Annotated in this window: 33 protein-coding genes, 1 pseudogene and 29 other annotated features; of the genes and pseudogenes, 9 read left to right on the forward strand and 25 right to left on the reverse strand. The window is 50.2% G+C overall.

The window, feature by feature from the left end; all coding sequences use genetic code 11:
• Positions 1–47 precede the first annotated feature (47 nt).
• From STM2711 to STM2721, 11 genes are all read right to left on the reverse strand, one after another.
• Positions 48–499 (reverse strand): Fels-2 prophage protein gene (locus STM2711; protein ID NP_461639.1). Within the gene, positions 48–494 belong to an annotated coding region; the region does not span the whole gene.
• Positions 487–926 (reverse strand): Fels-2 prophage protein gene (locus tag STM2712; RefSeq protein ID NP_461640.1). Within the gene, positions 487–918 belong to an annotated coding region; the region does not span the whole gene. The genes STM2711 and STM2712 overlap by 13 nt, the downstream gene beginning before the upstream one ends.
• Positions 494–499, reverse strand: a ribosome-binding site (putative RBS for STM2711; RegulonDB:STMS1H002796). It overlaps the preceding gene by 6 nt.
• Positions 881–1,172, reverse strand: a protein-coding gene (locus STM2713; RefSeq protein ID NP_461641.1) for a Fels-2 prophage protein. Within the gene, positions 881–1,165 belong to an annotated coding region; the region does not span the whole gene. The genes STM2712 and STM2713 overlap by 46 nt, the downstream gene beginning before the upstream one ends.
• Positions 921–926 (reverse strand) — a ribosome-binding site (putative RBS for STM2712; RegulonDB:STMS1H002797). (Overlaps the previous gene by 6 nt.)
• Positions 1,014–1,447 (reverse strand): Fels-2 prophage protein gene (locus STM2714; protein ID NP_461642.1). Within the gene, positions 1,014–1,442 belong to an annotated coding region; the region does not span the whole gene. The genes STM2713 and STM2714 overlap by 159 nt, the downstream gene beginning before the upstream one ends.
• Positions 1,167–1,172 (reverse strand) — a ribosome-binding site (putative RBS for STM2713; RegulonDB:STMS1H002798). Its footprint overlaps the gene before it by 6 nt.
• Positions 1,442–1,447, reverse strand: a ribosome-binding site (putative RBS for STM2714; RegulonDB:STMS1H002799). It lies within the gene STM2714.
• Positions 1,448–1,818: 371 nt before the next feature.
• Positions 1,819–2,333, reverse strand: a protein-coding gene (locus STM2715; protein ID NP_461643.3) for a Fels-2 prophage protein. Within the gene, positions 1,819–2,328 belong to an annotated coding region; the region does not span the whole gene.
• Positions 2,309–2,528 (reverse strand): Fels-2 prophage protein gene (locus STM2716; RefSeq protein NP_461644.1). Within the gene, positions 2,309–2,524 belong to an annotated coding region; the region does not span the whole gene. The genes STM2715 and STM2716 overlap by 25 nt, the downstream gene beginning before the upstream one ends.
• Positions 2,328–2,333: a ribosome-binding site (putative RBS for STM2715; RegulonDB:STMS1H002800), on the reverse strand. It overlaps the preceding gene by 6 nt.
• Positions 2,523–2,528, reverse strand: a ribosome-binding site (putative RBS for STM2716; RegulonDB:STMS1H002801). It lies within the gene STM2716.
• Positions 2,528–2,738 (reverse strand): Fels-2 prophage protein gene (locus STM2717; protein ID NP_461645.1). Within the gene, positions 2,528–2,731 belong to an annotated coding region; the region does not span the whole gene. The genes STM2716 and STM2717 overlap by 1 nt, the downstream gene beginning before the upstream one ends.
• Positions 2,731–3,203, reverse strand: a protein-coding gene (locus STM2718; protein ID NP_461646.1) for a Fels-2 prophage protein. Within the gene, positions 2,731–3,195 belong to an annotated coding region; the region does not span the whole gene. The genes STM2717 and STM2718 overlap by 8 nt, the downstream gene beginning before the upstream one ends.
• Positions 2,733–2,738 (reverse strand) — a ribosome-binding site (putative RBS for STM2717; RegulonDB:STMS1H002802). (Overlaps the previous gene by 6 nt.)
• Positions 3,198–3,203, reverse strand: a ribosome-binding site (putative RBS for STM2718; RegulonDB:STMS1H002803). It lies within the gene STM2718.
• Before the next feature lie 85 nt (positions 3,204–3,288).
• Positions 3,289–3,950, reverse strand: a protein-coding gene (locus STM2719) for a Fels-2 prophage protein (protein NP_461647.1). Within the gene, positions 3,289–3,942 belong to an annotated coding region; the region does not span the whole gene.
• Positions 3,945–3,950: a ribosome-binding site (putative RBS for STM2719; RegulonDB:STMS1H002804), on the reverse strand. It overlaps the preceding gene by 6 nt.
• The gene (locus STM2720) for a Fels-2 prophage protein (protein NP_461648.1) occupies positions 3,946–5,034 on the reverse strand. Within the gene, positions 3,946–5,028 belong to an annotated coding region; the region does not span the whole gene. Before STM2720 ends, STM2719 begins: the two co-directional genes overlap by 5 nt.
• Positions 5,029–5,034: a ribosome-binding site (putative RBS for STM2720; RegulonDB:STMS1H002805), on the reverse strand. It overlaps the preceding gene by 6 nt.
• Before the next feature lie 10 nt (positions 5,035–5,044).
• The gene (locus STM2721) for a Fels-2 prophage protein (RefSeq protein NP_461649.1) occupies positions 5,045–5,884 on the reverse strand. Within the gene, positions 5,045–5,878 belong to an annotated coding region; the region does not span the whole gene.
• Positions 5,879–5,884, reverse strand: a ribosome-binding site (putative RBS for STM2721; RegulonDB:STMS1H002806). It overlaps the preceding gene by 6 nt.
• Positions 5,885–6,016: 132 nt before the next feature.
• Positions 6,017–6,022 (forward strand) — a ribosome-binding site (putative RBS for STM2722; RegulonDB:STMS1H002807).
• Between STM2721 and STM2722 the strand changes: the two genes are divergently transcribed.
• Both STM2722 and STM2723 read left to right on the forward strand, forming a co-directional pair.
• Positions 6,017–7,787 (forward strand): Fels-2 prophage protein gene (locus tag STM2722; protein ID NP_461650.1). Within the gene, positions 6,021–7,787 belong to an annotated coding region; the region does not span the whole gene. Its footprint overlaps the feature before it by 6 nt.
• Positions 7,780–7,785, forward strand: a ribosome-binding site (putative RBS for STM2723; RegulonDB:STMS1H002808). It overlaps the preceding gene by 6 nt.
• Positions 7,780–8,827, forward strand: a protein-coding gene (locus STM2723) for a Fels-2 prophage protein (protein ID NP_461651.1). Within the gene, positions 7,787–8,827 belong to an annotated coding region; the region does not span the whole gene. Before STM2722 ends, STM2723 begins: the two co-directional genes overlap by 8 nt.
• Positions 8,828–8,912: 85 nt before the next feature.
• Here STM2723 and STM2724 read toward each other — a convergent pair.
• The 10 genes and pseudogenes from STM2724 to STM2733 all read right to left on the reverse strand — a co-directional run bounded on the left by STM2724 (position 8,913) and on the right by STM2733 (position 16,404).
• Positions 8,913–10,664, reverse strand: a complete 1,752-nt coding sequence (locus STM2724; protein ID NP_461652.3) for a Fels-2 prophage protein — start codon at positions 10,662–10,664, stop codon at positions 8,913–8,915.
• Positions 10,665–10,675: 11 nt separating this feature from the next.
• Positions 10,676–10,812: pseudogene (locus STM2725) on the reverse strand (pseudogene; in-frame stop following codon 22).
• A 65-nt stretch (positions 10,813–10,877) separates the two neighbouring features.
• Positions 10,878–11,615 (reverse strand): Fels-2 prophage protein gene (locus STM2726; protein NP_461653.1). Within the gene, positions 10,878–11,609 belong to an annotated coding region; the region does not span the whole gene.
• Positions 11,610–11,615 (reverse strand) — a ribosome-binding site (putative RBS for STM2726; RegulonDB:STMS1H002809). (Overlaps the previous gene by 6 nt.)
• A 53-nt stretch (positions 11,616–11,668) precedes the next feature.
• Positions 11,669–11,979, reverse strand: a protein-coding gene (locus STM2727) for a Fels-2 prophage protein (RefSeq protein ID NP_461654.1). Within the gene, positions 11,669–11,974 belong to an annotated coding region; the region does not span the whole gene.
• The gene (locus STM2728; protein ID NP_461655.1) for a Fels-2 prophage protein occupies positions 11,913–12,108 on the reverse strand. Within the gene, positions 11,913–12,101 belong to an annotated coding region; the region does not span the whole gene. The genes STM2727 and STM2728 overlap by 67 nt, the downstream gene beginning before the upstream one ends.
• Positions 11,974–11,979 (reverse strand) — a ribosome-binding site (putative RBS for STM2727; RegulonDB:STMS1H002810). (Overlaps the previous gene by 6 nt.)
• Positions 12,103–12,108, reverse strand: a ribosome-binding site (putative RBS for STM2728; RegulonDB:STMS1H002811). (Lies within the gene STM2728.)
• 145 nt (positions 12,109–12,253) lie before the next feature.
• The gene (locus STM2729) for a Fels-2 prophage protein (protein ID NP_461656.1) occupies positions 12,254–14,690 on the reverse strand. Within the gene, positions 12,254–14,683 belong to an annotated coding region; the region does not span the whole gene.
• Positions 14,674–15,538 (reverse strand): Fels-2 prophage protein gene (locus STM2730; RefSeq protein ID NP_461657.1). Within the gene, positions 14,674–15,531 belong to an annotated coding region; the region does not span the whole gene. The genes STM2729 and STM2730 overlap by 17 nt, the downstream gene beginning before the upstream one ends.
• Positions 14,685–14,690, reverse strand: a ribosome-binding site (putative RBS for STM2729; RegulonDB:STMS1H002812). Its footprint overlaps the gene before it by 6 nt.
• The gene (locus STM2731; RefSeq protein ID NP_461658.1) for a Fels-2 prophage protein occupies positions 15,528–15,763 on the reverse strand. Within the gene, positions 15,528–15,755 belong to an annotated coding region; the region does not span the whole gene. The genes STM2730 and STM2731 overlap by 11 nt, the downstream gene beginning before the upstream one ends.
• Positions 15,533–15,538, reverse strand: a ribosome-binding site (putative RBS for STM2730; RegulonDB:STMS1H002813). (Overlaps the previous gene by 6 nt.)
• Positions 15,755–15,996, reverse strand: a protein-coding gene (locus STM2732) for a Fels-2 prophage protein (RefSeq protein ID NP_461659.1). Within the gene, positions 15,755–15,988 belong to an annotated coding region; the region does not span the whole gene. The genes STM2731 and STM2732 overlap by 9 nt, the downstream gene beginning before the upstream one ends.
• Positions 15,758–15,763: a ribosome-binding site (putative RBS for STM2731; RegulonDB:STMS1H002814), on the reverse strand. It overlaps the preceding gene by 6 nt.
• Positions 15,991–15,996 (reverse strand) — a ribosome-binding site (putative RBS for STM2732; RegulonDB:STMS1H002815). It lies within the gene STM2732.
• Before the next feature lie 59 nt (positions 15,997–16,055).
• Positions 16,056–16,404 (reverse strand): Fels-2 prophage protein gene (locus tag STM2733; RefSeq protein ID NP_461660.1). Within the gene, positions 16,056–16,397 belong to an annotated coding region; the region does not span the whole gene.
• Positions 16,399–16,404 (reverse strand) — a ribosome-binding site (putative RBS for STM2733; RegulonDB:STMS1H002816). Its footprint overlaps the gene before it by 6 nt.
• A gap of 206 nt (positions 16,405–16,610) precedes the next feature.
• Positions 16,611–16,616: a ribosome-binding site (putative RBS for STM2734; RegulonDB:STMS1H002817), on the forward strand.
• On the opposite strand from STM2733, the gene STM2734 reads away from it, so the two are divergent.
• Positions 16,611–17,075, forward strand: a protein-coding gene (locus STM2734; RefSeq protein ID NP_461661.1) for a Fels-2 prophage protein. Within the gene, positions 16,617–17,075 belong to an annotated coding region; the region does not span the whole gene. Its footprint overlaps the feature before it by 6 nt.
• On the opposite strand, the gene STM2735 is transcribed toward STM2734, so the two are convergent.
• From STM2735 to STM2737, 3 genes are all read right to left on the reverse strand, one after another.
• The gene (locus STM2735) for a Fels-2 prophage protein (RefSeq protein ID NP_461662.1) occupies positions 17,023–17,263 on the reverse strand. Within the gene, positions 17,023–17,256 belong to an annotated coding region; the region does not span the whole gene. The genes STM2734 and STM2735 overlap by 53 nt on opposite strands.
• Positions 17,258–17,263: a ribosome-binding site (putative RBS for STM2735; RegulonDB:STMS1H002818), on the reverse strand. (Overlaps the previous gene by 6 nt.)
• Positions 17,264–17,779 (reverse strand): Fels-2 prophage protein gene (locus STM2736; protein NP_461663.1). Within the gene, positions 17,264–17,773 belong to an annotated coding region; the region does not span the whole gene.
• Positions 17,774–17,779, reverse strand: a ribosome-binding site (putative RBS for STM2736; RegulonDB:STMS1H002819). It overlaps the preceding gene by 6 nt.
• Before the next feature lie 29 nt (positions 17,780–17,808).
• Positions 17,809–18,051 (reverse strand): Fels-2 prophage protein gene (locus STM2737; protein ID NP_461664.1). Within the gene, positions 17,809–18,048 belong to an annotated coding region; the region does not span the whole gene.
• Positions 18,046–18,051 (reverse strand) — a ribosome-binding site (putative RBS for STM2737; RegulonDB:STMS1H002820). It overlaps the preceding gene by 6 nt.
• Before the next feature lie 107 nt (positions 18,052–18,158).
• Positions 18,159–18,164: a ribosome-binding site (putative RBS for STM2738; RegulonDB:STMS1H002821), on the forward strand.
• Between STM2737 and STM2738 the strand changes: the two genes are divergently transcribed.
• The 5 genes from STM2738 to STM2742 all read left to right on the forward strand — a co-directional run bounded on the left by STM2738 (position 18,159) and on the right by STM2742 (position 23,623).
• Positions 18,159–18,797 (forward strand): Fels-2 prophage protein gene (locus STM2738; RefSeq protein NP_461665.1). Within the gene, positions 18,165–18,797 belong to an annotated coding region; the region does not span the whole gene. It overlaps the preceding feature by 6 nt.
• A 3-nt stretch (positions 18,798–18,800) precedes the next feature.
• Positions 18,801–19,826 carry a Fels-2 prophage protein gene (locus tag STM2739; protein ID NP_461666.1) on the forward strand — a complete coding sequence of 342 codons (1,026 nt, stop codon included), beginning with the start codon at positions 18,801–18,803 and terminating at the stop codon, positions 19,824–19,826.
• Between the two features lie 315 nt (positions 19,827–20,141).
• Positions 20,142–20,147: a ribosome-binding site (putative RBS for STM2740; RegulonDB:STMS1H002822), on the forward strand.
• The gene (locus STM2740; protein NP_461667.1) for a Fels-2 prophage protein occupies positions 20,142–21,219 on the forward strand. Within the gene, positions 20,155–21,219 belong to an annotated coding region; the region does not span the whole gene. It overlaps the preceding feature by 6 nt.
• Before the next feature lie 223 nt (positions 21,220–21,442).
• Positions 21,443–21,448: a ribosome-binding site (putative RBS for STM2741; RegulonDB:STMS1H002823), on the forward strand.
• Positions 21,443–22,040 (forward strand): putative periplasmic protein gene (locus tag STM2741; RefSeq protein ID NP_461668.1). Within the gene, positions 21,447–22,040 belong to an annotated coding region; the region does not span the whole gene. Its footprint overlaps the feature before it by 6 nt.
• Positions 22,041–22,429: 389 nt before the next feature.
• Positions 22,430–23,623, forward strand: coding sequence for a putative cytoplasmic protein (locus STM2742; RefSeq protein ID NP_461669.1), 1,194 nt, complete (start codon positions 22,430–22,432; stop codon positions 23,621–23,623).
• Positions 23,624–23,957: 334 nt separating this feature from the next.
• Here the strand turns inward: STM2742 and STM2743 are convergent, their stop codons facing one another.
• A complete protein-coding gene (locus tag STM2743) occupies positions 23,958–24,785 on the reverse strand; it encodes a putative cytoplasmic protein (protein NP_461670.1) in 828 nt (275 codons plus the stop codon).
• A gap of 443 nt (positions 24,786–25,228) precedes the next feature.
• Positions 25,229–25,234: a ribosome-binding site (putative RBS for STM2744; RegulonDB:STMS1H002824), on the forward strand.
• On the opposite strand from STM2743, the gene STM2744 reads away from it, so the two are divergent.
• The gene (locus STM2744; RefSeq protein ID NP_461671.1) for a putative cytoplasmic protein occupies positions 25,229–25,451 on the forward strand. Within the gene, positions 25,236–25,451 belong to an annotated coding region; the region does not span the whole gene. (Overlaps the previous feature by 6 nt.)
• Positions 25,452–25,468: the final 17 nt, after the last annotated feature.

Raw genomic sequence — 25,468 nt, forward strand, 5'->3', positions numbered from 1 at the left:
GGAAAAGGTAGGCAGCGCGGGCGCTTGTGCCAGCAGTGGCACAAAGATCACCCCGCCAGCCAGCGCAGCAGGGTGTCGCGGGTGACGGTTTCCACTTCTTCATTCACGCCCAGCAGGCGGCGCTCTGCGTAGCGGACCTCCGGGCCTTTTCGGCTGACGCGATCCCGCAGGCCGTAATGGTGAACACGGGCAATGCGCTGCACCTTGCCATCAAACTGCACGCTGGCGGAGTCCGCACTGGCGGTGGTTTTCAGGTATTTTGTGGTGCGAAGCTTTGCAAACATCTGGCGTTTGATGCGTCCCTTCTTGCTGCGGGCAGTCACCCGGCGCGGCTCATAGCCGCTGCCGTCAGGATTACGCTGCAGCCTGATGTTCTGCTGCTGCGTCCGGCGCAGCTGTTGCGCCAGTTGCCGCATCATACGGCTGCGCGCGGCAGGCTCCAGATTCGCCAGCAGCGCCGTCAGCCAGTCATCCACCTTCTGCAGCTCATCCACGTTTCACCGTCCACATTTCTTCGGGTTCGTCCGGCTCCGGCACCGCTTCAACGCTCGATACGCTGCCGTCAGTGCTGACCAGCACACGCTCAGTCAGTTGCAGGTTCATGCTGATATCGCACACATCGTTTCGCAGAATATCCACTTCAAAGGTGAACAGTTTTTCGCGCAGATCCGGGTTGTTGATGGCGTCCGGCTGACTGGTACTGAGCCACAGCAGGACTGGAGCCATCAGCAGATTCTGGTCGCCGCTGAAATCCTCGATCACCACGTTCAGGGTGTAGCGGTATTCCCATGACATAGAACTGGCTCCTGTTGCCACCAGTGAGCCGTTATCAACGAAAAGGTGCAGCTTGTCCGGGTTGTCCCGGACATAGGCAACCGCTTTATTCAGGGCGCTGCGTAAGGACTGCGGTTTGTTCACTGTCTCGCTCCTGACACGCAATAATCGTGTCCACTTTGTCAGCACAGACCGCCCAGGCGGCCTCGGTTTCATCCAGCACCGCGTTCAGATCGCCGTTACTGCGCGGCGCTGACCTTTCCAGACGGCACTGCGTCACTCTGGGACAGCCACTCACGGTAAGCTGCACCTCCGGCGAGGGCCGGACGCTCCCGCAGCCGGATAATGTCAGCAGGCAAAGGAGTATCAGCCCAGCGGCGCAAATCCTCATTTTCACGTTTCAGTTCCTCGATCCGGTGCTGGCGGCTGCGCAGAAGTGCGGTGGTCTGTTCCGCTGCCGCATAAAGCCGCGCCTGCTCCCGGCTGTTGGTTTCGGTCAGAATGGACAGGCCGATCAGCTGGCTGTTTTTCTTCGTCAGCTCCTGCGTTTTGCTTTTCAGCACCGCGCCCTGCGTCTCGATGGTGTGGCTGGCATTGTTAAGCCGCCACGACTGCCAGCCCAGCGCCGCAAGTACCAGCGCCAGAACCACTGCCAGTAAACGATTCATTCCCGCAGTGCCTTTAGCTCATCTTTTATTGCTAAGCTCATGGCTACTGTAAAAACACACACCATCCCCGTGAGCTTCCATCCGGCAAGCAATATGACAAAGGCAAGAGCGAGACGCTGATACCAGATGAGAGGTACTTTATCCATTAGCCCCAGCACCCTGCTGAGCAACTGACGGACGCGTAGCCGATCCCCCCCCCGTCAGGGTGCAGGAGTACAAACCAGCACAACAAACCAGTGAAAAAGCGGCATACTCAAACCACATAACCAGCGCCAGTGGGAAAAGCGCATGAGATGCCGGGAAATTCACATCAACCATCACAAGGAGCGCCAGAACCGAGAACGGCAGCCAGTAACTTTTTAACCATTTCATTTCGCTATACTCCTTTTAAGCACCAGGTCATTTCCCGCGCGCGGCGGTTGTCCAGCCCCTGATTAAACACACCTTTGACATATACCCAGCGCGGCAGCTGATGGCAGGCATCCGCCCAGCGCCGCTGGTTCAGCAACTTAACCAGCGTGGAGCTGCAGGCGTTGCCGGTGCCCACGTTGAAAGCAAACGACACCACCGCGTCATAGACCTTTTGCGGCATCGGCTGTACCACACATTTATCCAGTGCCCGCTCCACGCGCAGCACGTTGGTGATAAGTCCCTGCGCCGCCTGCCGTTCCGTGATGGTTTTTCCAGGCACCACACCGGACGTATTGCCGATCCCGTCAGTCCAGACGCCCGCGCTGCACTGATAAGGCTGCAGGCGGCATCCCTCGTAATCGGCGATCAGTTTCAGCCCCTCAACGGAGGTATGAAGCGACTGAAATCCGGGCAGCGTGGCGGCGATAGCCAGCACCGCCACGACAAGGCAGCGCTTAACGATTGAAGGATTCATATTCCCCCCGCGAAATCTTGCCGCCACGTAACAATTTGAAAGACTGGTGTTTGTAGTACCAGTTGATAGCCAGCATCAGCACACCAATCAGTACGCCGCCAACCGTTGACGCATCCTTGAGCGACAGATCGCCCAGCCATGCCAGCAGCACGGCGATGCAGTAAGTGATAAAGGCGCTGATTCGTTCAAGCGTCATAATTCAGTCCCATAGCTGGACGGTCTGCGCCGTGGTTGACGCCGTAATGTCCGGCAGCTCCACCTGCAGCCCGTGCGGTAAAAATGGGCCGTACTCAGCCAGCCCCGGATTTGCATGCAGAACCTGCTCAGTGACACCCTGCGTGCGCCCGTAATGACGCCAGCAAAGCGCGTCCACCGTGTCATACTGATGCGCACGCACTTTCATCAGATAAGCTCCACCGTACAGTGCGGTACATCCTGCACCCGGCTGATGGCCCAGCGGGCATCACGCCACAGATCGCCGCTGGCCTCCGCCAGCTCCTCCCCTCGCTTCACGCCTGACGCCGTGGCGTCATAGTCCTGATAACGCTCATTAAGCACAGCGCGCGCCCAGCAAAAAACAGCGTTGTGGTAGTGCCGGATACGCTCGCTTTTACCGTCCAGCATTTCTGCGGGAACCTCAGCAAGTGTCCGCCAGCCCAGCATCTGCTGACGGTTGCGGAAGTCGTACAGCTCAGCGTTAACCTCAGAGATCGCCGTCAGCACGACCTGCTTTAAACGCGGCTGCGTCACCGTGCCGTCAGTGCGCATCACACTGCGAAATTCCGACAGGTCCACATCAGGCCAGAACGGCGTATTTTTGATGACCTCCGCCTGTTCCGGTGCCTGTTCGGGCGCAACAAACTTCATGCGGCTTTCTCCTGAATAAGTGGGCGGTGGACGGAATTTTGATGTGGCAGTGCCTTTCGCCATCCCGTGCCGCCCGTGCGCGGGGCACGTTCGTTAGCGGCTGTCATTGCGCAGTCTGCGCTCCAGCTGCTGCTTTTCTTTTTTCACACCGCAGCGGGGATCGAGCTGCAGCGCATGGGTAAGGTGATTCAGGGCAGACGCCGGATTGCTTTCGCTCAGTACAGCGCCGATGGCTTTATGCAGGCGCGCCCGCGACTGGTCCGGCATATCCAGATCAGTTGTCAGGTCCAGCGTCTGCAGAAGCAGATCGGCATCAAAACCGGCAGCGGCCAGCAGAGCGCTTTGCGCCGCGTCTGCCATTTCTTCTGCCAGCACGGTCTGCACGTTACGGTTGCCCAGCGGCATCACCCAGCCATGGCGCAGCGCATGACGCCCGATTTCCAGCGCACCGGCATAATCACCGGCATCGATACGCCACAGCATCACGTACATCAGCACGTCATCCTGCTGCGCACCTCCGGCAGCCAGCACGCCCTCCGCCCAGGCGGAATATTTCGGCAGCAGCTCCACCTTGATTTCCGCCTTTTTCACCGTGGACTGGATGCCTTTAAGGCGACGGCGATCTTCTGCCAGTTGCAGCAGCATCAGGTCATAGCCAGACGCATGGCGGCGAACACTGCCGCCCTCACGGGCGGCCTGTTCGGCCTGAATGCGCAGGCGGTGCTGCCGTGCGGGACTCAGGCTCATGCGTTACTCTCCATTTCCTGACTCTGCGGCTACAACAGGTGCGGCAGGCGGAGTGAAATCACTCATTTCGATGTTTTCCACCAGTGCCGCGCAGCGGTAGTCCTCGACCACATACGCCTCGTTAACGGATTCAAAGTTTTCAATCCGGTCACGTTTCGGGTTGTCGATAACAGAACGGCGGCGGGTGTCTTCCTGCCAGTAGATGGACAGGTTATCCAGTCGGGTGATTAACAATGCATTTGCCGGGAAGAAAGGCGCACGCACAGCCTGCAGGCCGCCCATACGTTTCTGGCTGATGATCATATCGGCGGCAATTTTTTCGCTGTTGTCCTGCTCTTTGTTGACCAGCGGGAAATACTTGTCAGACAGCAGTTCACGACCACAGACAACAACCAGCTCATCATCATCCTGATACTCCACATCGATCAGCTCGTTGACGGCATCCATCACCACAGCGTCAAGGTTTACATACTTACCACCCGGACCTACTTTTACCGGCTCCGCAGTAGTGGTGCCGTCTTCTGCGGTTTTACTGCCCATAACATGATCCGGCGCGTCTTCGCGGATTTTCTGTAACCAGCCTTTATTGACGTCCTGCAGCAGCGGGTTTTCAGCACGATTTGAGGTTTTGGCGCGCTTCACGCCGTTAAAGCCGATCATGATGCGGTCCAGCGCCTGACGCTTGACGATGGCGTTGCGGATACGCACCTGGAAGTCCTGGAACTTGGCCCACAGGTCCAGTTTTGCGTAGGTCAGCACCGTATCAAAGTTGGTCTGTTCGCATTTGTATTCCACGTCTTCCATCAGCGTCGGATCGGTAGGCTCGCGCTCTTTGGTGGTGGTATCGGTGGTTCCGGCAATGGTGCTGCCAACGCCCAGCCCCAGCAACTGTCCTGACTGTTCAGTGACCGGCGTGATGTTAATCAGCGTCAGGAAAGCGGCGGACTGCTGGATCTGGTCTTCCAGCGTCTGCTGCACGGACGGCTCCACGGTAAACTTGCTGGAGAGTTCTTCAACCTCCACACTGTTCAGGCGCGCCAACTGCTGCAGGTAAGCGTTAAAGGCAAAGCGGGTTTTCTTTTTCATCGGGTTTTATGCTCCATCAGCAATTGGTCAGGGTGCCTGCCGGTGCGTCACCGCCCGGCGCGCGCTGGCGGTAGTCTTTACGGCTGTCTTCGCTGCTAAGCTTCTGCTCTAGCTCGGCAAAGGCGGCCAGCTGTTCCTGCAGGGAGGACTCCAGCTCAGAAAGGCGCTTGTCCTGTTCGGACAGGGATTTATCAGTGCGCTCGCTCAGGTTCTGCTGCTCGGAGGCGACCAGTTCCACGGCTTTATGCACATCGGAGAAACGCGCCTCATCGGTCTGCTCTTTTTTGGTGAACAGCGCGGTGACGCGGGCAAAGAGGGACGGCTTTTCGTCCTGGACCTCTTCCAGTTCGATCAGCGTTTCGACAGCTTCCGAAAACAGGTTTTCAGGGTTCTGCTTACGGTTTGCCAGCGGATTATGTGCGGCGCTGGCGCTGAAAGCCAGCATTTCGGTGCCAAGGCTCGCAGGATCGTCCGTCGCACCCAGCCCCACAAGGTAGGCTTTGCCGGTGTCGGCAAACTTCGTGCTGACCTCCATGGAGGTGAAAAGCTTCTGGCCTTTTTTCACCAGTTCCACCAGGGCGTCAGTGGGTTCGATATCGGCATAAAGTGCCATCTTGCCCGCCAGCGGGCCGTCCTGGATTTCTTCTGCAACCAGCCCCGTCACCCTGCCATAGCGGTTAAAAGTGCTCTCCGGCAGATAAGACTTGATGTGCTCAAGGTTAATCAGCGCGGTATAGACCGTCGGGTTGTAGCTGGCAGCCATCTGTACCAGCCATTCACGCTGGATCTCGCGCCCGTCAGTGGTGGCACCTTCCACCCCGATGCGGAAACGCTTTGCTTTCACTGTCATGAGCCGTGCTCCGTTAGAAATAACTTACTGGAGCCTTATGTTTGCGGTGATAGGGGGAGTGAGACAACGCGCTGTATTTGTACGGTAAACCACACAAACCGCAGCCGGGGAAAGCCGCCATCCAAGGCCGTATGTTTGGGCCATGAACACGACACTGACCCCCGCAGACCTCGATCCCCGTAGGCAGGCCATGCTGCTGTACTTTCAGGGATACCGCGTAGCCCGCATTGCTGAAATGCTGGGCGAAAAAGTTGCAACCGTTCACAGCTGGAAAAAACGCGACAAGTGGGGCGACTATGGGCCGCTGGATCAGATGCAGCTCACCACCGCCGCACGCTACTGCCAGCTCATTATGAAGGAGCATAAAGAAGGGAAAGATTTCAAAGAAATTGACCTGCTGGCGCGCCAGTCGGAGCGCCACGCGCGGATCGGCAAGTTTAACAATGGTGGCAACGAAGCCGACTTAAACCCTAACGTCGCCAACCGCAACAAAGGCCCACGCCGTCAGCCGGAAAAGAATGTTTTCACTGATGAACAGATCGAAAAGCTGGAAGAAGTCTTCCACGCCTCTATGTTCGACTATCAGCGTCACTGGTTTGAAGCCGGGAAAACAAACCGCATCCGCAACCTGCTCAAGTCGCGCCAGATTGGTGCCACGTTTTATTTTGCCCGTGAAGCATTGATTGACGCCCTGCTGACCGGACGCAACCAGATTTTCCTTTCTGCCAGTAAGGCCCAGGCACACGTCTTTAAGCAGTACATCATCGACTTTGCAAAAGAGGTTGATGTGGAGCTGAAAGGCGATCCGATGGTGCTGCCCAATGGCGCAGCCTTGTACTTTCTCGGCACCAACGCCCGCACGGCGCAGAGTTACCACGGCAACCTGTACCTTGATGAGTATTTCTGGATACCGAAATTCCAGGAGCTGCGCAAGGTTGCCTCCGGGATGGCCATTCACAAGAAATGGCGACAAACCTACTTTTCCACGCCGTCCAGCCTGACGCACAGCGCGTATCCGTTCTGGTCCGGCGCGCTGTTTAACCGGGGCCGAGCCAAAGCGGACAAGGTGGATATTGACCTGACCCACAGCAACCTTGCGCGCGGCCTGCTCTGCCCTGACGGACAGTACCGCCAGATCGTCACCGTGGAAGATGCGGTGCGCGGCGGCTGTAACCTGTTCGACCTCGACCAGCTGCGCATGGAGTACAGCCCGGACGAATACCAGAACCTGCTGATGTGCGAATTTATTGACGATCTGGCGTCAGTATTCCCGCTCAGCGAGCTGCAGGCGTGCATGGTGGACAGCTGGGAAGTCTGGACCGATTTTCAGGCACTGGCGCTGCGCCCGTTTGGCTGGCGAGAAGTCTGGATCGGTTACGACCCGGCGAAAGGTACGCAGAACGGTGACAGCGCAGGCTGCGTGGTTATGGCACCACCAACTGTACCGGGCGGGAAGTTCCGCATTCTGGAGCGTCATCAGTGGCGCGGGATGGACTTTCGCGCCCAGGCGGACGCTATCAAAAAGCTAACGCAGCAGTACAACGTGACCTATATCGGCATCGACTCGACCGGCGTCGGGCACGGTGTTTATGAGAACGTAAAAGCGTTCTTTCCTGCCGTGCGGGAGTTTGTCTACAACCCTAACGTCAAAAATGCCCTGGTGCTCAAGGCGTACGACATTATCAGCCACCGCCGTCTGGAGTTTGACGCCGGGCACACCGACATTGCGCAGTCCTTTATGGCTATCCGCCGCGCCACCACCGCCAGCGGCAACCGTCCAACCTATGAAGCCAGCCGCAGCGAAGAGGCCAGCCACGCAGATTTGGCCTGGGCAACGATGCACGCACTGTTTAACGAACCGCTGCAGGGCGAATCCGCCAATACCAGCAACATTGTGGAGATTTTTTGATGAGTGAACTCGAAGCCTTAACCAGCTCAACGCCAACAGAAGCTACGGTGCCTAAAAACGCAGGCGTAACTGCCGAGGCTTTCAGCTTTGGTGACCCGATCCCGGTGCTGGACCGCCGCGAGCTGCTGGACTATGTGGAATGCGTACAGATGGACAGATGGTATGAGCCGCCAGTAAGCTTTGACGGGCTGGCGCGAACCTATCGCGCCGCCGTGCATCACAGCTCACCGATAGCAGTGAAACGCAACATTCTGACCAGCACCTTTATCCCGCATCCACTCCTGAGCCAGCAGGCGTTCAGCCGGTTTGTGCAGGACTATCTGGTATTTGGTAACGCCTATCTGGAGAAACGGACCAACCGGCTCGGCGGCATTCTGTCGCTGGAGCCATCACTGGCGAAATACACCCGCCGTGGGATCGATTTAGACACCTACTGGTTTGTGCAATACGGCATGACAACGCAGCCCTACGAGTTCACCAAAGGCAGCATCTTTCACCTGATGGAGCCGGATTTAAACCAGGAGATTTACGGCCTGCCGGAATACCTGTCTGCCATCCCTTCCGCCCTACTGAACGAGTCCGCTACGCTGTTCCGTCGGAAGTATTACATCAACGGCAGCCACGCGGGTTTTATCATGTACATGACCGACGCCGCACAGAACCAGGAGGACGTGAACAACATCCGCCAGGCGATGAAAAGCGCTAAGGGCCCTGGCAATTTTCGAAATCTCTTTATGTACTCGCCCAACGGCAAAAAGGACGGGATTCAGATCATCCCGCTGTCAGAGGTGGCGGCAAAGGATGAATTTCTGAATATCAAGAACGTAAGCCGTGATGACATGATGGCGGCGCACCGCGTACCGCCGCAGATGATGGGCATCATCCCCAATAATACCGGCGGCTTTGGCGATGTAGAAAAGGCCAGCCGCGTATTTGTGCGCAATGAATTGATACCTTTGCAGGAGCGAATGAAAGAAATTAATGAATGGATAGGGCATGAGGTCATTAAATTCAAAGCATACATTCTTGAAGTAATATAAATATAGAAAGAGTGCCTTTAACAAAGGCACTCACCTCATAATATATCCAGCGCTAAAGATAACTAGAAACCAATATCTTATGAAACTAAATCTTGGCAAGCATCTCGTCTAAAATCGCTTGCCTTTTCATTCTATCATCCGTAATGTCATCGATCGACAAAACAATATCGACAGCTCTTTGAAAGGTTGCCTTTATTTTATCTCCATGTTTTGTCATCTCAGTTATAATTTTATTACAATAAATATCCATTTTCTTTGAGCCAAACTTTGGAATGTCCTTTCCAGCAATTAACACGCAAACAACAGCCATTAGATGCCATTTATACTTCCTAATGTTTTGTGGGATATCTGCATTCGATGTAAGCAAGTGAAGTCTATATAACGTTAGACATGCCGCATAAAATACAATTTCTTTCGTGTCATTAGAAAATATTTTCTCAGCCAGTAATTCGTACATTCGCTTTGGGTATCTGTATGAAAGATCTGGCCGACGGAAAAACATAGCTGCGACACATTTAGCCGCCATATGAACTGAAAACACCCTTACTGCAGGTATATCTCTACCGATAAATTGTCTTTCACGTCTTTCTAAATATAAGCGGCCGTCTTGTCCTTCATATGTGTCAAAGTACGCTTCGACTTTTTTAATTATTGGACGAAGAGAATAGAATTGTGTTTCGTCAACTTTAGTTTGGCTGTTAGTGGCACGAACTAGTTCTGAAAAAACATCTTCATTCAATGTTTCAACAACCTTCAAATTAACCATCATAGTATCATCTAATGAATCACGGCACTCATAAAGTACGTTAGATGTTTGACAACCGTTGACTATTTGAAAATTTTCCAAATGCAATATACTGCCTTGAAGCTTTACATCTGGGCTTACTATGGTAATCCCATTATTAAGAACAGGAAATCTTGAGGCCGCATCTCTATCTTTAATTGTCTCAGCAATCGACGCATTAACAGGGTTGTCTATTCCCAAGAAAGCTCGGACGTTCTCAACAAAAACATGATTACGAAGAGAACCCTCCTCCGTCATTAAAAGATTACTAACAAAATCCTTTGCTTTTACAACCGCAAGATAAGCCTCTTCGATCCCATTAATTTTTGGTAGAGGAGCATTACTAAACAATGGCAATTCAGCATTAACCACAGAGTATGTATCAATCCAAGTCCTAGTTAATTCATCACGATCTACAAACTCAACACTAACATTACAAAAATAACCTAATTCTTCGATTTCTTTTATAAAAAGTTTTCGCGCGGACTCTAACTCTCTAGGGCTCTTATATATTCCTGTGGCAACATATTTAGCGGTAAAACTTGGGCGGCCGCCTCTTATCTTAGGAACATTTTTTATCACCACGTCAAATACTTCATGTGCATTTTTTTGGATATCATCTAAACAAGAGTATGGAGACTCATCAATGAATCTAAAAACAGATGCTTTAAATTTTAAAAAATCGCCTAAATCAAATGATTCGCTACGCTTTGATTGTATAAAAACGATATCGACATCGTGATTTTTACGTTGAGAGGAAAAAATAGAAGACGCATCTTCCGGAGAGATGCATAACTCTTCGTCAATTATGATAGCAATACCATCCATGCCATCATCACCAGCTCCGGTCGTTACATCATCTATTTCAAAATCCATACTGATTCGAGAAGATAGCATGGCTTTGTTACAGAACAACTCGAACTGCACATCCTCTTCATGATTTTCAATACCGTAACTCTTTACGAAGCTATCAAGATGAGCCTTAACAATTCTATGCATGAGACATCCCTTTGCGAAATGACGAATTTTTCTTATCGTACCACTTGATTTCATCTTTTGACATGCTTGCGCGCGCTCGTATCCCCGCCACGCCTGCCCGCTTTATGTAGTGGTTTTCATGCACCTGCATGATCTACGCAAAAGCCCGCCAGAACTGGCGGGCCTTAACACAAAAGATCCTCAAACGATCATGCGATCTCATGCAGCATAGACATGCGCGTTTATGCAGAATGTGCAAAATCGTAACATAGTCCGTAAGCGTGAAACCTAGAACGTGACAGCCTTGTCAAAGCCAGAAATAATTGTATAAGAAATAGACGAGTTATCAGCCTTGTTCACTTTGAACTTGGCACCTTTGTAAGCGATAACATCACTTCCCTTAGAATCTACAGAAAAATCTGTTGTAAATGCTGCACGAGCCATATCGTTTGCAAATTCACGATAGGTGAACTTCATTACACCGCCTGCATTTCCATTGTATTCGATAGTCTTAACCAATGAGTTACTCACTCGACACAGTCCATCAGGAACACGTTTGATAGAAATTTCTGATGCAGAATAAGAAGTGCCATTTGGCGGTGATATCTCATTTTTTGCAGCATCGTAACTAACATAATCAACATAGTTACCGATTTGCCCATAGAGATTTTTTAACGCAACAGCTTGAGGGTTATGATAATTGCGGTAAATTCCATTCCCCTCACTGCAATATGTACCAGCAGCGATAGAAGACAATGCACCATTAGCCGCACCAAGTTCTAGTACGTCCGTTTTAAATCCAGTAGCAGATGTGATAATGGGATCGCCCATGTAGGCGGTAGCACTTTGCCCAATAGCAGGCTTCACCACTTCAATAGCAGTGATATTTCGGTTAGAAGCATGTGGCACGCAACCAGTTAGGATTACAGCAAGAGATATTGTTAACGCTACATTATTAATTTTCATTTTTAGCCTATTATTCTTTTCTTGACGAAAAACAAGGCGATATCTGATTGACATCGCCTCTCACTCATATGTAACCCTTTTTGATTAGTAAAAACAAGCGTCTATTGACAAAATCAATGTAGCCAGCTGTCGTCTTCCCACACCTTCTGCATAATTTTCATCACTTGTTTTCTTTCTTCATCCAGTTGCAATCCGGTCAGTTCCACACCGTTAGAGCTACCTTTGCGGATACGAATTACCGTTTTGGGATACAGGGGGCGCAGATTGCGGTAAAGCTCGGATTCAAGGGCGTCCAGGGTAGACTGGCTAATCTTCTGCTCTTTATCGATCATTATTTCAATGCGCATAAAAGTCACCTCAATTGATGACATCCATTGAGCGGTTGTATTCGTGGGTTCTGATTTTTGCCATGAGTTCATCTGTCAGTTCAGAAACCCACTGCAGGGCCAGCCCCTTCTCTTCATCACTACACTCACTAGCCGCTACAAGCTTAAGAAAAAAATCAATGCGCTGGAGCTTCAAAGACTCCAAAAAATAGTCCTGCATCTTTCCTCCTATGACACCACAAGCAATACTGTACATATAACCACTGTTTATATTTACAGTATATAATAATCTTACTGATGTAAAACGTTTTTTACGTTCATCAGCCTGATATGCCTGGTATTATTAAGAGCACGAATTGTTAACCCGCGTAATTAATACTGGTTCCGCCACTTATCATCTTCCTTCAGACGCTGGTTCCGATAGAAGATACGCAGGCCTGCTCCTGATGGAATACTGCCACCGCGAAGGAGCAAATCGACTTCTTTCTCGCTGCCATCAAATCCTCTGGACTTCAGTTCATAGACGAGCTGCTGATGCTGATGATCTGTAATTCGCTGTTTGTAGTCTTTACGCCTTTTCGGTTTAACCAGGCGCAACCTTGCTGCCAGCTCCCGGCGATCTTTTTTGCTCATACTGTACAGGTAATCGTGCAATTCCTTGTCATCCATGCGGGTAATGTCCGTTCTGGTGCCCCCATCAGCTGATTTATCTTTCTCCTGTTGGTTCAAATTTTCAGCAAGGGGACAGTTATTGCCACGAGTCCAAGGGGCGCAAGCGCCCTGGTCGGCTGCCGCCTCCTGAACGTCAACGGCCTTACGAACCTTTTTCCACTTCATCGCGTGCGTGCAAATCTTGCCCTCTGCAATCGGGGACCAGATGCCATAGATACGGATACCGTGATCGCCGTAGGCGCTCGGTTCGTCGTTAAGCTCATAAGCTGTGCGGACAAGGTGATGTTTGCGGGGAACCAGTACACCGCCCTGTTTCATGATGTAGGTGGCAAAGCAACCTGCATCCGCAGCTGCCAGTACCGCATCCAGACGCGGATTATCCAGTACCGGCGCACCCGCTTTGCGTTCGCCTTGTACTCTCGCCGCCTGACCTGCCAGCAAGCGCAGCTCGCGGTATGCCTGACGCCCCGGAATACCAAAGAAACGAAATTGCTGGACACGGTGCAGCGACGCCCAGGCGCTGACATGCTCGGCGCTATCACGCAGTGGTCTGCCGGTTTCTTTGCTGATTTCTTTAGCCAGCCCGCGCCCGTCGATGTTCTTACTGATGTATTTGGCGATGTAGCTTGTCGGCGTGCCCTTGCGCGGGTTGATTAGCTCGGACTTGAAGCGCGGCCCGGTATTGGTGCCCAGCTCCTCGCGGTCTTCACGGATGGCAAACTTACGCAGCAGCGCGGTGATGGAACGACGGTCTTTTTTGCGCATAAAGCACAGAAGATGCCAGTGCACGGTGCCGTCATGGTGCGGCTCTGCAACGCGGACGCCGTACCAGCGCAGCCCGGTCTTGTGCATGGCCTTGCGGAAAGCGGCGAATGTATCAACCAGATAGTCACTGCTCTGCCGGACCGTGGCACTGGTCCACTTCGGATTAGGCCTGCCGTTGTTGAGAGTTGCGTGGAAGCGTGACGGGCAGGTGATGGTATAAAACACCGCGCAGTCTCCGCGCATTTCCGCGATCAGCTCCAGCCCCTTAACACAGGCCATCATTTCATTACGGCGGTGCGCCGGGTTGCTGTTGCTGGCGTTCACCACGTCTTCCATGTCCAGCGTGTCGCCGTCTTCGTTGATCAGCTCATGCGAGCGGAAGAACTCCAGCGATTTGCGGCGCTGCTCGCGTTTGTGGATCACGGCTTCGTAGCTGACATACGGTGAGGCTTTCTTGTTGACCAGGCAGACGGCGCGCAACTGCTCCTCCCGCCACTCGCAGCGCATCTGCCACAATTTGCGACACCACCAGTCCGCGCACAGCATACGGGCCAGCGACGGTGGGATCAGTTCATAAGGCACCGGCTTACGGCGGCGCTTTTTGCGGCGCAACTGCTCAAAGGCTGGCGGAATGACCTCAAGGCGCATGGCTTCTGCAGCAACCCTTTCCCATGCCTGGCGGATTTCTTCTGGTTTAACATCGTCACTGACAAACAGATCACCGCAGGCCGCATCAAGACACATGCTCATATGTGCCGCAACCAGCGTGGATAGGCGTTTGACCTGATCCTGATTCATTTCAGGGAGTACCAGCAGCCCCTCCAGCCCGTCGTGGCTCGCCATGAACCGGAAAGACGCAGACACCTGGCTGTCACGCACGCGCTCCAGCCGCTCAAGACACGGCCTGATTGTTTCGCGCAGGTAGCGGGAATAAGCTTTTGCTCTGCCCAGGCTATGGAAATATTTAATCCGTTCAAGTAGCGGCTTGCTGATATGCGCCGGTTGGGCGCCCACGTCGGCAATAATGACCAGATCGGGATTAAAACGTTGCTGCTCACGCGCCGTTTTGGCATGGCTAATCAGCCGATCCTGCTCTATTTCACGCTGGACAGGATCACGGGATTCATTGAAGAAATAGCGTTCCCAGACCTCATCGCTCAGCGTCTCACGGCGCAACTGCTCCTGCTCGTTATCCGCAGCGTAAAGAGCGATCAGGTTTGAAAGCGCAGACTCCGGCGCAACTTCCGCTGGGTCCAGATACGGGTTAACCGCTTTTTTTGGGGTATTCCATGGAAAGACCACGGCGGCCTCATTCGAACCGCCGGTGGTTGGTGCATTATGTAATGTGAATTTACTCACTGCCACGCCCGCACCTCAGTTTCTACCGAGATATCAGGACCAGACGCCAAATCAACACCAAACCAGCATGCTGATTTTGTGGCGATGATTTCTACTGCAGTTTTACTATCACCGGCAGCCACGCCCATGCTGCGCTTAGCGGTTATACGATGGCGAGTAAAATCACGATAAAGCGAACGGGTCAGAGACGTATCGCTGTTGGACACGATAACCGGATGACCTTCTGATGACCGGCGTTCAAGAATAGACGCCAGATGGAACTGATCATTCTCTGTAAAACCAGCTGTGTGATATCCGTTAAACGTGCCGTCATATGGTGGATCGCAATAGACAACATCACCCGTTTGCAGCAGTGCCAGTGTCTCGTCATAGCTGGCGCAGATAAACGTTGCGCGTTTTGCTTTTTCTGCAAATGCACGTATTTCGTTTTCAGGGAAGTACGGCTTTTTATAATTACCGTAAGGAACATTAAAATAACCGTCCAAGTTATAGCGACACAGTCCGCGATAACCATGGCGATTTAAATATAAGAAATACAATGCCCGTTCAATTGCGCCACCATGGCGCAAGTTAAACTCCTGTCTCGTCTTATAATATGCCTCTGGATCATTACGGGCTTCAAAAAGATATCTGCCCTCTTTGATGAAGTATTCAACATCATTCTTAATCACCTGATAGAGATTAATCAGGTCTGGATTAATATCCGCGACAAGATAATGAGGATAGTCTGTCTCTATCATCACAGCGCATGAACCCGCGAAAGGTTCAACCAGTCGCGGGCCTTCTGGGAGGTGTTTTTTCAGTTCTGCCATGATGGCGGTTTTATTACCCGCCCATTTCAGGATGGTGCTCATACAGCACCTCCGTTGTAGTGTTTGCCTTTCAGCTCTGCGATTTCCTGACAGGTGATGCAGCACTGCACGCCCGGAATGGCGCGGCGGCGTGCTGGCGGGATCGGTGCATCGCAATCAATGCAGAGAACACGGGAAACGCCCGGCGTTTTATTGCGGGCGGTATGGATGTGGCGCTGGCGTTCTTCTTCAACGCGCTGCTGTACGAGGTCCATTGAATCAGCCATCAGTGGATCTCCTGCGCTTCGTTCTGAATCTTCACCGCTTCTTGACGCAGCAGCTCAGCCGCTTCCGTGTGGTTAAGCTGACGTGACACGATATGGGCAGCCAAAGAGTCCAGACGTGCTGCCATCAAATCAGCGCGTCCACGGCGTTCTTCCATGCGCGCATCAGTCAGCAGCTGATTAAGGCCAGCATCATCTGGTCCGGTTTTAGTGATACGGGTTTCAATATTTCGCATTGTTGTTTCTCCTGAATTTGGGCAATAAGAAGCCCGGCGGGTTTACGCCATTAATTTCTGTTGTGGGTTAATTCGGCATAGTTAGCCGTTTTGGAAATAAGCTCACCACTGCACGAAAATGATTCATTGCTTTAATCAGTTCCCGCTTTTCGTCAGTAGTCAGATCACTAATATTGACGCTATGACGTTCTGCTGGAATCTTTGCCATATAGAATATGGCTGCCAGTGCCCTCTCATTTTGTTTATTGTTAACATCCCTTTGGTCGCGCATATCTTCAATGAACCTTTCAAGCTCCGACTCAATATTCAGGCCGAACACTTTTGCGCGTAATTCAGCAATATGATTCAACCCATCCAGGCGTTTGCCGGGGCTTAGTGGAACTGTCGCCACCGGGCCATCAATAGCCATTCTCCCTCCTATCTCGTCGTACATATACCTATTTGAAGTTGTGCCGGGAATTTTTTCACACGCCCGGCGCGTGCCTTAGTGGTAGACTATTTGCGCCAACAATCACCTACCCCTCGAAGGAGAAACCTGATGTCAGACTCTGACAACTTCCATGTATTGCCTCGTCCTGCCCCTGCACCTAAGCCAGAACCGGGGCAAGATAAAAAATAGGAATCCGGCATGACTAAACAAAGCTCCGAATATTTCCAGTTGCATTACTGCTATTACCTTGAGCTTATGACAGCGACACTTCACGGTAGGGCTGACAAATTGATGACTGCTATTCAGATTATTAGCGGTACTGCTGTCATAGCCGATACCGGGCTGGAATGGGTATTCGCTTTGCCCGTTGTTGTAATCGCAACAATTCAACTTGTGTGGCAACCCGCAATTATTTCCGAGCGTGCTAGCGTACAAAGCCGTCAGTACGGTGAATTGCTTTATGCTGGGGATGAATTGACCCCGGAACTGATTGCACAAAAATTGAAAACACTGCATCACTCTGATTCCGCACCTTTCGGTTCTTTGTTAAATCCAGCCTACAAAAGAGCAGCTATTGCATGTGGTCGGTCTGACGACACTAAGCTCAGCTTCCAGGAAAAGCTTTTCGCCTGGTTTGCAGGATGCCTGCCACGTTAAAACTTAGACGTTGTAGCAATCTCTTTTTACCTATTCCCCGGACAGCCTGCTGCCGGGGAGACAGTTCAATACATGGATGCCACTTTTTTCCGCAAGGTAAATAAATCCAGCCGTGACCGTAGTGCATTGCTGGGCTTTGCTTAACGAGAAGTGATGCAAAAGATGGTTCTCTAGTCAGCATAGCCACCTCAGATCAGACCGAATGAAGCGCCGAGGCCCGTCACGGTATCCACCGCGCTTGCCATCGCCGGGTTAGCCTGCAAACGTGCCTGTATGGAAACGGCAGCCAGTGCCATTAAGCGAGTAACAGAGTTGATGCTACTGATAACATCGCGGCGGCCTGCAGTAGTTTTCACATCACCCGATACAGCACCGGCAGCAATACGTCCGATTTCAGCAGTAGCGCTCATGACATAATGTGGCAGCTTCTCTTTTGCCACTTCGTTCATCGGTACGCATGGCAGGCAGTGAATCTGAGCCAAAAAACCGTCAACGAGCGTAGAGTCCTCAGTAAGATCGGTAAGCAGCCAGATCTCCGACGGCGTGAGCTGATGCGGTTGTTCCGGGTTCAGCTTGTTACGCAGCGTCTGGACTTTCATTCCCGCGCGTTCTGCCAGCTTCGCCATGTTGTGACGCAGCGCGAAAACCCGGCAGGCTTCGTCAAAGTGTGGATGTTTGGAAATCTTATAATCAAACATGCAAGCCCCTTAGAAAGTTCTCATAATCGAACTTACTAACCAACAATGACGCGGAAGTTGGAATGACCAAGAGACTCACGAACCTGGTCGGTTTTGTACATCAGGTACCGCAGGCTTACACGTCCTTTATTTTTTTCTTTCTTCACCATGTACTTAGCAAGCTGACCATGGTGAATTTTTTGATACACAGAGCCACGGGAGATACCTTCCCACTCCGCGAACTCAGCAGGCGTTGCCATCTCTTTTGGTACACGAATTGAAATATCAGTACTCATAGTGCAGTATCTCTTAGTTTGGGTTCGTTTTATCTTGTTTTATGTGGTTTGGTTTTGCTTTTCAAACCATGAATGGATATTAAGATCACTTTTTATATACGTCAAGAGGTTTGATTATGAGTTTAATCAAGGCGGGGAATGATAGTGGTGGGCGCGATGCGATTAACAGGCTTATTAAGGCTTACAATTTCAGCTCACGACAGCAGCTCTGCGAACATCTGGAAGTATCAAAAAGCACTATGGCTAACAGATACTTAAGGGATAGTTTCCCTGCTGAATGGGTAATTCAATGCGCTCTTGAAACAGGAATTTCCCTTCTATGGCTGGCTACGGGACAAGGAGATATGTATGCGTGTGAGAACGAAGAAAGAAATCTCAAAAACGAAACCTCCGTCACGGTAAGACCACTTTCTAAAATTGTTGCTCCTAGCATCAAACATGTTGAACTGAAGAACGGTGAACTGCAGCCAAGTGATGAAATTCTTCTTGATAGCAGACTGCTCGATGGTGACTCATCCAACTCTTTATTTGTAAAAACAGCTACTGATAGCTTTGTTGTGGATACGTCTGTTAAACAAGTCAGTAATGGCTTCTGGTTAGTCGATATGGACGGAGTTAAAAGCATCGTCAAAATCGCTCGCGTTCCAGGCAACAAAATTGTAGTTCACCAAGATGAAACATCATTTGAATGCTCGGTCGACGACATTGAAGCTATCGGGCGTGCAGTCAAAGTAATCAAGAGCCTCTAACTTATGAGCATCAGAAAACAGCCTAACGGAAAATGGTTGTGTGAATGCTACCCGAACGGACGGGATGGCAAACGTGTACGCAAGCAATTTGCGACTAAAGGCGAGGCCATAGCATTCGAAAACCACACCATGGATGAGGTGAACAAAAAACCGTGGCTGGGGGAGAAGGAAGATCGGCGGCATTTGTCAGAAGTGATTGATCAGTGGCATTCACTTTATGGGCAGACGCTGGCAGACCCCAAACGCCTGATGGCAAAACTCAGCATTATTTGTAATGGCTTGGGCGATCCCATTGCCTCAGAGTTAACCGCAGGCGATTTTACGAAATACAGGGAGGCACGGTTAAAAGGCGAAGTAAAAAATGAAGATGGCGTGCTTATGTCGCCAGTTAAGCCCCGTACGGTAAACCTTGAACAACGTAACCTATCATCTGTTTTTGGCACACTGAAAAAGCTGGGCCACTGGTCAGCACCCAACCCGCTCGCTGGGCTGCCAACATTCAAAATCGCAGAGGGCGAACTGGCGTTCCTGGCACCGGAAGAAATTAAACGTCTACTGGATGCCTGTGCTGATTCTCAGAGTCCCAGTTTGCTGATGATTGCAAAAGTATGCCTGGCAACTGGCGCCCGATGGAGTGAAGCTGAAAACCTGCAGGGCCATCAGCTATCAAAATACCGCATCACTTATACCAAGACGAAGGGCAAGAAAAACCGTACCGTGCCAATATCTCAGGATCTGTATGACGAACTCCCCAAAAACAGAGGGAAGCTATTCACGCCATGCAGAAAAGCTTTTGAGCGTGCAGTAAAAAGAGCTGGTATTGAGCTACCAGAAGGCCAATGCACCCACGTGCTGCGCCATACCTTCGCCAGCCACTTTATGATGAACGGCGGAAACATACTGGTACTGCGCGATATTCTGGGCCACGCAGATATAAAAATGACGATGGTTTACGCTCACTTTGCCCCTGACCACCTCGAAGACGCAGTGACGAAAAACCCGCTTCACAACCTCAATTGGAAACGCTAATTTATGGCGGCATTTTGGCGGCAGGGCACTAAAAACGCGTAAAACGGACGAACACTGAATAATATTAACCCGCTGTTTTTAAACGCAATACACTGTTTTTACTATACTAAAAATGGTATGTAGGAATTTCGGACGCGGGTTCAACTCCCGCCAGCTCCACCAAACATTCATTCATGATGCATCATGAACCTTAAAAAAGCCTGTAACTTCAATGAGTTGCAGGCTTTTTTGTTGCATGTGTGGTCATGATCTCTGTATGAATCTTGAGCTTTTGGCACCATGTTTAGCACCACGGTATCGTGGGGCTAAAAAAGCGTGGTGCTAAAACATGCCTAACCAACTGAAACCCTTAACAAATGTGGAGATCGCTGGCGCGAAGCCCCGTAGCACAGACTATGAGCTACGGGACGGTGAAGGCCTGTACTTGCTGGTTAAGACTTCAGGGAGGAAGGCCTGGCATTTCGAGTATTATCATCCCGTCACCAAAAAGCGCACCAAAACCAGCCTTGGCCCTTACCCGGTCGTTACACTGGCCATGGCTCGCGAAACTCGCACGAAATACAGACGACTGCTCTATCAGGGCATCGATCCCCGTCAACACTTAGCAGGAATAGCTGAAGAAAAACGCATCCAGAATGAATGCACGCTGGAAAAAGTTGCGGAACAGTGGCTCAAAGAGAAGAAACGGACCAGCGATCTTAGCGAAGATCACGCCAAAGATGTCTGGCGCTCGCTGGAGATGCACGTCTTCCCCTCTCTGGGTAACACACCCGTTACCGAGATCCGCCCGAAGATGCTCAAGGAACACCTCACCCCGCTGGAAGAACAGGGCATCCTCGAAACGCTGCGGCGAGTCATCTCACGGCTTAATGAAATCTTCCGTTTTGCCATCTCCGAAGAGCTCATCGAATTCAATCCGGCTGACAACCTGGTCGCCCGCTTCAAGAAACCAAAAAAGCAGAACATGCCCGCCCTTCACCCCAGTGAACTGGGCAGGCTAATGCTGGCGCTACAGAACGCTTCTATCCGCAAGGAAACCCGCTGCCTTATCGAATGGGAGCTACTGACCTGGGTTCGCCCCGGCGAGGCCGTCAGCGCCCGCTGGTGCGACATCGACATGAAAAAAGCAGAATGGCGCATCCCCGATACCTTTATGAAGATGAACCGTTCGCACACGGTGCCGCTTAGCAAACAGGCGCTGCGCGTTCTTCAGATCATGGAGCCCGTCAGCCGCCATCGTCCGTGGGTCTTCCCCAGCATCCGCAAACCACTGGAGCATATGCACCAGCAGACCGCGAACGCCGCGCTTATCCGCATGGGGTTCGGCGGCGAACTGGTCGCCCACGGCATGCGCAGCCGCCAGGACCGCAGGCGCAGGTCATTTTCCCCGTGAAGTCCTGGAATCTGTGCTGGCACACCAGAAAGAAGACGAGATCGAAGCGGCCTACAACCGCAGCGACTATCTGGAACAAAGGCGACCGCTGATGCAGTGGTGGGGAAACTACGTTGATGCCGCCAGACGGCAGGCGCTGCTCGGTGCAGAAGAACCGCTGCAAATCGTGGAAGGAGAATAATGTGACCAGTCCCATTCGTCAGAATCTGTTTGAACGGGAATGTGATATGCCGCTTCTGGAAGCGCGGCATCTCGCCCTTCTGCTTCTAGGCCTCGATGCTTCCCAACCTGCAAACGCCCTGCCGGAAGAACATCAGGAAAACTACCGTATCCTGCACGACGCCATCAGCCGGACCATTAAGGCAACAGGCATGGTCAGTGCCCCGGCGAACAAGCGCATGTTCTATGCCGATGAGATGTTTGCCCTGGCCTGGCGGCTTATTGATGACGAACTGACGCCGTCAGAAGTAAAAGACCGTAGCCTGAAGGCGGTGATGAAACTGTCGCGTAATAGCCGTGGCCGCAAGTGGCTGAAGACGCTCGGCGACGACGCACTACCGGATCTCACGGCTTCAACACAACCTTCCCTGCGTGGAATGCATAAGCGCGACAAAGCACGGGAGAATACTGCCCGACTCTGCTGGCTGCTGGTTCAGCTTCTGGTTGAGGAGACTGATGGGCGTTATGGGACGTCGGATAAACCGGCTTCTGACCAGATACTTCGAAAGCTGAAGACGCTGGCTAAGGAACAGGAATTGCCGTCGGATGGGCTTGGACGGGGGACATTTTATGAGGTGTTGAAGATGGAAAGAGAAAAGTGAGTATAGGTAATTGATATCTGTGTAAGATGCAGCGAACCGAATAAAATCTGAAAGCTCAGACGTATAGTCTGCTTCGTCCTGTGAGTTCAATAGGTTGATGCAACGCTATCCTTAATCAAGGGGGACGTTGCTTGTGTAACATTTAATCTACGGATATTGGTCATTAATGCGGGTTGATGTTGTACTGTCATGATTGAGCGACCTCAGGTTGAGGGTGGGGCTCACTTATATACGTGTATCCATTATTAGTAGGTAAATTCATGTATATTGGCTACCTAATTTAGCCACTCCTCCGCACATAGTTAACTCCTGATTTGAGATAGAGAGGGATTATGATGCTAGGAAGATTTATTGCTTAGCATATAGCAGGTGATCTTTTACCTACTGGAGTGGTAAATTACCCCTATTTTTCAGTGAATGTTTTGTCAGGGAGTATTAATTTCGTGGAAAACGATAAGGTGAAGTTAGGAAGAAATGATAAATGCTGGTGCAAATCAGGACTTAAGTATAAAAAATGCCATCTCGATCGAGACCGTGAAATGCCGGTATCTAAAGCCGAAGCCCTGAAATTTTCAAAGTCTAATTCGCAGAGAAAGGCGTGTTATGCACCAGCATCCATGCACGAAGATTGTGACAAACGTATCGTTCAGGCGCACACGCTTTCTAAGAGCAGTAGCCTTAAGGCGATCGCCGACTCTAGTAATCATGTTATGGGAGTGGTAATGAACCTGCCGAGCCTGATAAAAAACAACGGAAGATGGGTTCCAGAGAAGATTGGTATCAATCAGGCATCCACTTTTACCGGATTTTGTGCAGTTCATGACAGAATATTATTTTCATGTCTAGAGAACGAAAAATTTACAGGCACGGATGAGCAGTGTTTTGCCCTAATGTTTCGTTCGTTATCTAAAGAAATTTACGCCAAGGAGGGGGGAAGACGGTCTTCCGATTTTGCTAAAAATGCCGATAAAGGAAAGTTACAGGCCGAACAAGTCTATATTCAGGAATTTGTCAGCCTGCATCAAAGCGGTTTGAATGCAGCAATAACTGAACTAAATAATCTTAAAACTAGCCTCGACCGCATTCTGCTTAACAGACAGTTTTCAGAAATTGAAAGTGTTGTCTTCACGTTTTCAGAACCATTACCCATTGCGGTTTCGTCAATTCTTTCACCGGAGAGGGATTTTGATGGGACCAAAATTCAGGATTTGAACGATCTTACCGTGTCGGCGGAACAGGTCTGCTTCAATGCTTTTTCCAGCGAAGGTAAGGGATATGTAGTGTTCAGTTGGCTGGGAACTTCAGCAATTATCAGACGTTTTGTGCGATCACTAATTAAGGTTCAAACTGACAGGATTTTCAACACCCTCCTGTATTTTTTCTTCACAAAAGCTGAAAATACATACTCATCTCCTGAGTGGTGGGACAGCCTCAGTGACAAACAGCGAGAGAATATCGGCAATATGATTATGTCGGGTGTTGACTTTTTTGATAATTCTACATTACGCGTCGATCATTCAGTTGATTATAACTCTGCTGCGCTTGCAGAGATAAGATACAGCAACAGCGAGATTTCCAGTTGAATGCTTTAATGCCATTAGAAAAAACGGGCCAATCAGTTGTACCGAAATTGTAACGATAAGATGTCACCGCCTTTTGCTGCCAGATCGGCATCTTTCGACAAACTGATGTAGGCTGCTGATTTCCGCTTAAGCGGAGGTTATCAGGTTAGGGATGCTATCTGCAGATAGGCTATAGTAACTGGGTACTCTCCCCAATTGTAATTGACCTGCTCTCCGTTAATGAACAGGTCACAATCGTTGTAATGCGGCCATTAGGAGTTTCCATCGTAGTATTTTATCCAGTCACAATCGGAGTAAAAAATAAACATATATTCTATCAATTCACTCATTAAATTTAATCTAGCCTACATACACCAGCTGGTTTTATTTTTTCAGTAATGAAAATTAACATATCGATTTCATTCTTCTTAGGGACTAACATCGAAACCCCATGTACAAGACTATTTCTAACCTCAGTAATTTTTTTAATAAAAGTTGCATCTTGCCTAGAAATTATTTTGTTTTTTACTAAAGCATTGACTACTTTCCCTATAAAAAGAGGGCGATTAGGTTGTTTAGCCGAAAAAACCTTATGCCTTGCAATTTTTTCAAAATTAATCCAAGCAGAGATGAAACAAGTAAAGCCAGATACAAACATATATTCTTCATGATCAATGTCTGGCAGGTGCCCAACAACTGAACGAATCATGTCATCTGGTAAGTTGAAAAGTTCACGTTCAAGATCTTTCGCTACAATAACTCCAGTATCAATTAAGTTAAAATCACTTTGCAAAACAATTAATTCCTTGTGCAACTGCGGTAAGGAACCCTTATATTTATCATTTAAGACAAAGTAATATTTTTTAATAGGACATATATCATGCCAGTAATCCCTTAACCCTTCAAAATCATCTTTTATTTTATTAACAGCAGCTAGTACATTATTAGATGCATCTTCTGGTGCATACACCTGATAATATACCCCCTGCCCCTTAATAAAACCATCATTCTTTCTGTCTCCAATATTTCCATAAGGCTTCACCTGCTGAAAATCTGGCGACTTATAGTACATTATTTTTGAAAACAAGTCCTCAAAGCGAACTCCGTCAGACTCATAGACTTGGAGATGAAACATGTTTCTAGCAATAGATAATGAGATATCATCCATAGTCAAACCTTGCATAATTAGAGTAAATTCAACAACATTTACTTATCTAAGTTATATGAAACTTGGCGTTACCACAATAACAGAAAATATTAAATTGTTAGTTCTTCTGACTGCCCCTGTTGATTAACACACCGCAACTTAAGTAATGCCATCATCAGTGGTTAGAACAGTTAACAGCTTCCTCGCTTACAACTGACGATGAGATAGCGGCAGCTATTGTGAAGTGTTTGTAGTCGTGCGTTGCCATTCGTTAACCATAGCAAATATTATCTCGACGGAGCTCAACTGGATAAAAACCATTTATTTTCAATAAATTAATCTAACACCATCAGTTTTGATGGCAAAGAAAATCTTCCCGGACTCTTTACTTTCTATCCGGACTTAACTTTTTCACCCGGACCTATACCTCCCCTCCCCGTTCCGCGCTATAACCGCCTCGACACTCTGTTCCCGTGAGGTGCAATCATGAAAATCCGTGCTGACAGTAACGATGCTTTTCCCGAAAGCGGCAACGTGCGTATGCGGCAGGTGGTCCAGTTTCTGGCGATGAGTGAATCATCGGTTTACCGCCTGATTAAAGACACCGACTTTCCCCGCCCCGTCCACCTCTCTTCCCGACTGGTGGTCTTCGATGCTGCGGAAATCCGTCAGTGGCAACAGCGCCGCACCGTCATCCGTTAATCCACGCTCAGGGATGA

The sequence above is a fragment of the Salmonella enterica subsp. enterica serovar Typhimurium str. LT2 genome (assembly GCF_000006945.2).
Lineage (GTDB): Bacteria > Pseudomonadota > Gammaproteobacteria > Enterobacterales > Enterobacteriaceae > Salmonella > Salmonella enterica.

Bases quoted from the DNA above. Each gene is read 5' to 3' on its own strand.
- STM2716 (NP_461644.1), bottom strand. From the start codon at position 2,524: ATGACGCTTGAACGAATCAGCGCCTTTATCACTTACTGCATCGCCGTG.
- STM2724 (NP_461652.3), bottom strand. From the start codon at position 10,664: ATGAAATCAAGTGGTACGATAAGAAAAATTCGTCATTTCGCAAAGGGA.
- STM2731 (NP_461658.1), bottom strand. From the start codon at position 15,755: ATGGCTGATTCAATGGACCTCGTACAGCAGCGCGTTGAAGAAGAACGC.
- STM2714 (NP_461642.1), bottom strand. From the start codon at position 1,442: ATGAATCGTTTACTGGCAGTGGTTCTGGCGCTGGTACTTGCGGCGCTG.
- STM2734 (NP_461661.1), top strand. From the start codon at position 16,617: ATGACTAAACAAAGCTCCGAATATTTCCAGTTGCATTACTGCTATTAC.
- STM2744 (NP_461671.1), top strand. From the start codon at position 25,236: ATGAAAATCCGTGCTGACAGTAACGATGCTTTTCCCGAAAGCGGCAAC.
- STM2720 (NP_461648.1), bottom strand. From the start codon at position 5,028: ATGAAAAAGAAAACCCGCTTTGCCTTTAACGCTTACCTGCAGCAGTTG.
- STM2726 (NP_461653.1), bottom strand. From the start codon at position 11,609: ATGTCAATCAGATATCGCCTTGTTTTTCGTCAAGAAAAGAATAATAGG.
- STM2713 (NP_461641.1), bottom strand. From the start codon at position 1,165: ATGAGGATTTGCGCCGCTGGGCTGATACTCCTTTGCCTGCTGACATTA.
- STM2735 (NP_461662.1), bottom strand. From the start codon at position 17,256: ATGCTGACTAGAGAACCATCTTTTGCATCACTTCTCGTTAAGCAAAGC.
- STM2730 (NP_461657.1), bottom strand. From the start codon at position 15,531: ATGAGCACCATCCTGAAATGGGCGGGTAATAAAACCGCCATCATGGCA.
- STM2733 (NP_461660.1), bottom strand. From the start codon at position 16,397: ATGGCTATTGATGGCCCGGTGGCGACAGTTCCACTAAGCCCCGGCAAA.
- STM2732 (NP_461659.1), bottom strand. From the start codon at position 15,988: ATGCGAAATATTGAAACCCGTATCACTAAAACCGGACCAGATGATGCT.
- STM2723 (NP_461651.1), top strand. From the start codon at position 7,787: ATGAGTGAACTCGAAGCCTTAACCAGCTCAACGCCAACAGAAGCTACG.
- STM2721 (NP_461649.1), bottom strand. From the start codon at position 5,878: ATGACAGTGAAAGCAAAGCGTTTCCGCATCGGGGTGGAAGGTGCCACC.
- STM2719 (NP_461647.1), bottom strand. From the start codon at position 3,942: ATGAGCCTGAGTCCCGCACGGCAGCACCGCCTGCGCATTCAGGCCGAA.
- STM2722 (NP_461650.1), top strand. From the start codon at position 6,021: ATGAACACGACACTGACCCCCGCAGACCTCGATCCCCGTAGGCAGGCC.
- STM2718 (NP_461646.1), bottom strand. From the start codon at position 3,195: ATGAAGTTTGTTGCGCCCGAACAGGCACCGGAACAGGCGGAGGTCATC.
- STM2717 (NP_461645.1), bottom strand. From the start codon at position 2,731: ATGAAAGTGCGTGCGCATCAGTATGACACGGTGGACGCGCTTTGCTGG.
- STM2741 (NP_461668.1), top strand. From the start codon at position 21,447: ATGCCGCTTCTGGAAGCGCGGCATCTCGCCCTTCTGCTTCTAGGCCTC.
- STM2728 (NP_461655.1), bottom strand. From the start codon at position 12,101: ATGCAGGACTATTTTTTGGAGTCTTTGAAGCTCCAGCGCATTGATTTT.
- STM2737 (NP_461664.1), bottom strand. From the start codon at position 18,048: ATGAGTACTGATATTTCAATTCGTGTACCAAAAGAGATGGCAACGCCT.
- STM2743 (NP_461670.1), bottom strand. From the start codon at position 24,785: ATGCAAGGTTTGACTATGGATGATATCTCATTATCTATTGCTAGAAAC.
- STM2727 (NP_461654.1), bottom strand. From the start codon at position 11,974: ATGAACTCATGGCAAAAATCAGAACCCACGAATACAACCGCTCAATGG.
- STM2739 (NP_461666.1), top strand. From the start codon at position 18,801: ATGAGCATCAGAAAACAGCCTAACGGAAAATGGTTGTGTGAATGCTAC.
- STM2740 (NP_461667.1), top strand. From the start codon at position 20,155: ATGCCTAACCAACTGAAACCCTTAACAAATGTGGAGATCGCTGGCGCG.
- STM2736 (NP_461663.1), bottom strand. From the start codon at position 17,773: ATGTTTGATTATAAGATTTCCAAACATCCACACTTTGACGAAGCCTGC.
- STM2738 (NP_461665.1), top strand. From the start codon at position 18,165: ATGAGTTTAATCAAGGCGGGGAATGATAGTGGTGGGCGCGATGCGATT.
- STM2715 (NP_461643.3), bottom strand. From the start codon at position 2,328: ATGAATCCTTCAATCGTTAAGCGCTGCCTTGTCGTGGCGGTGCTGGCT.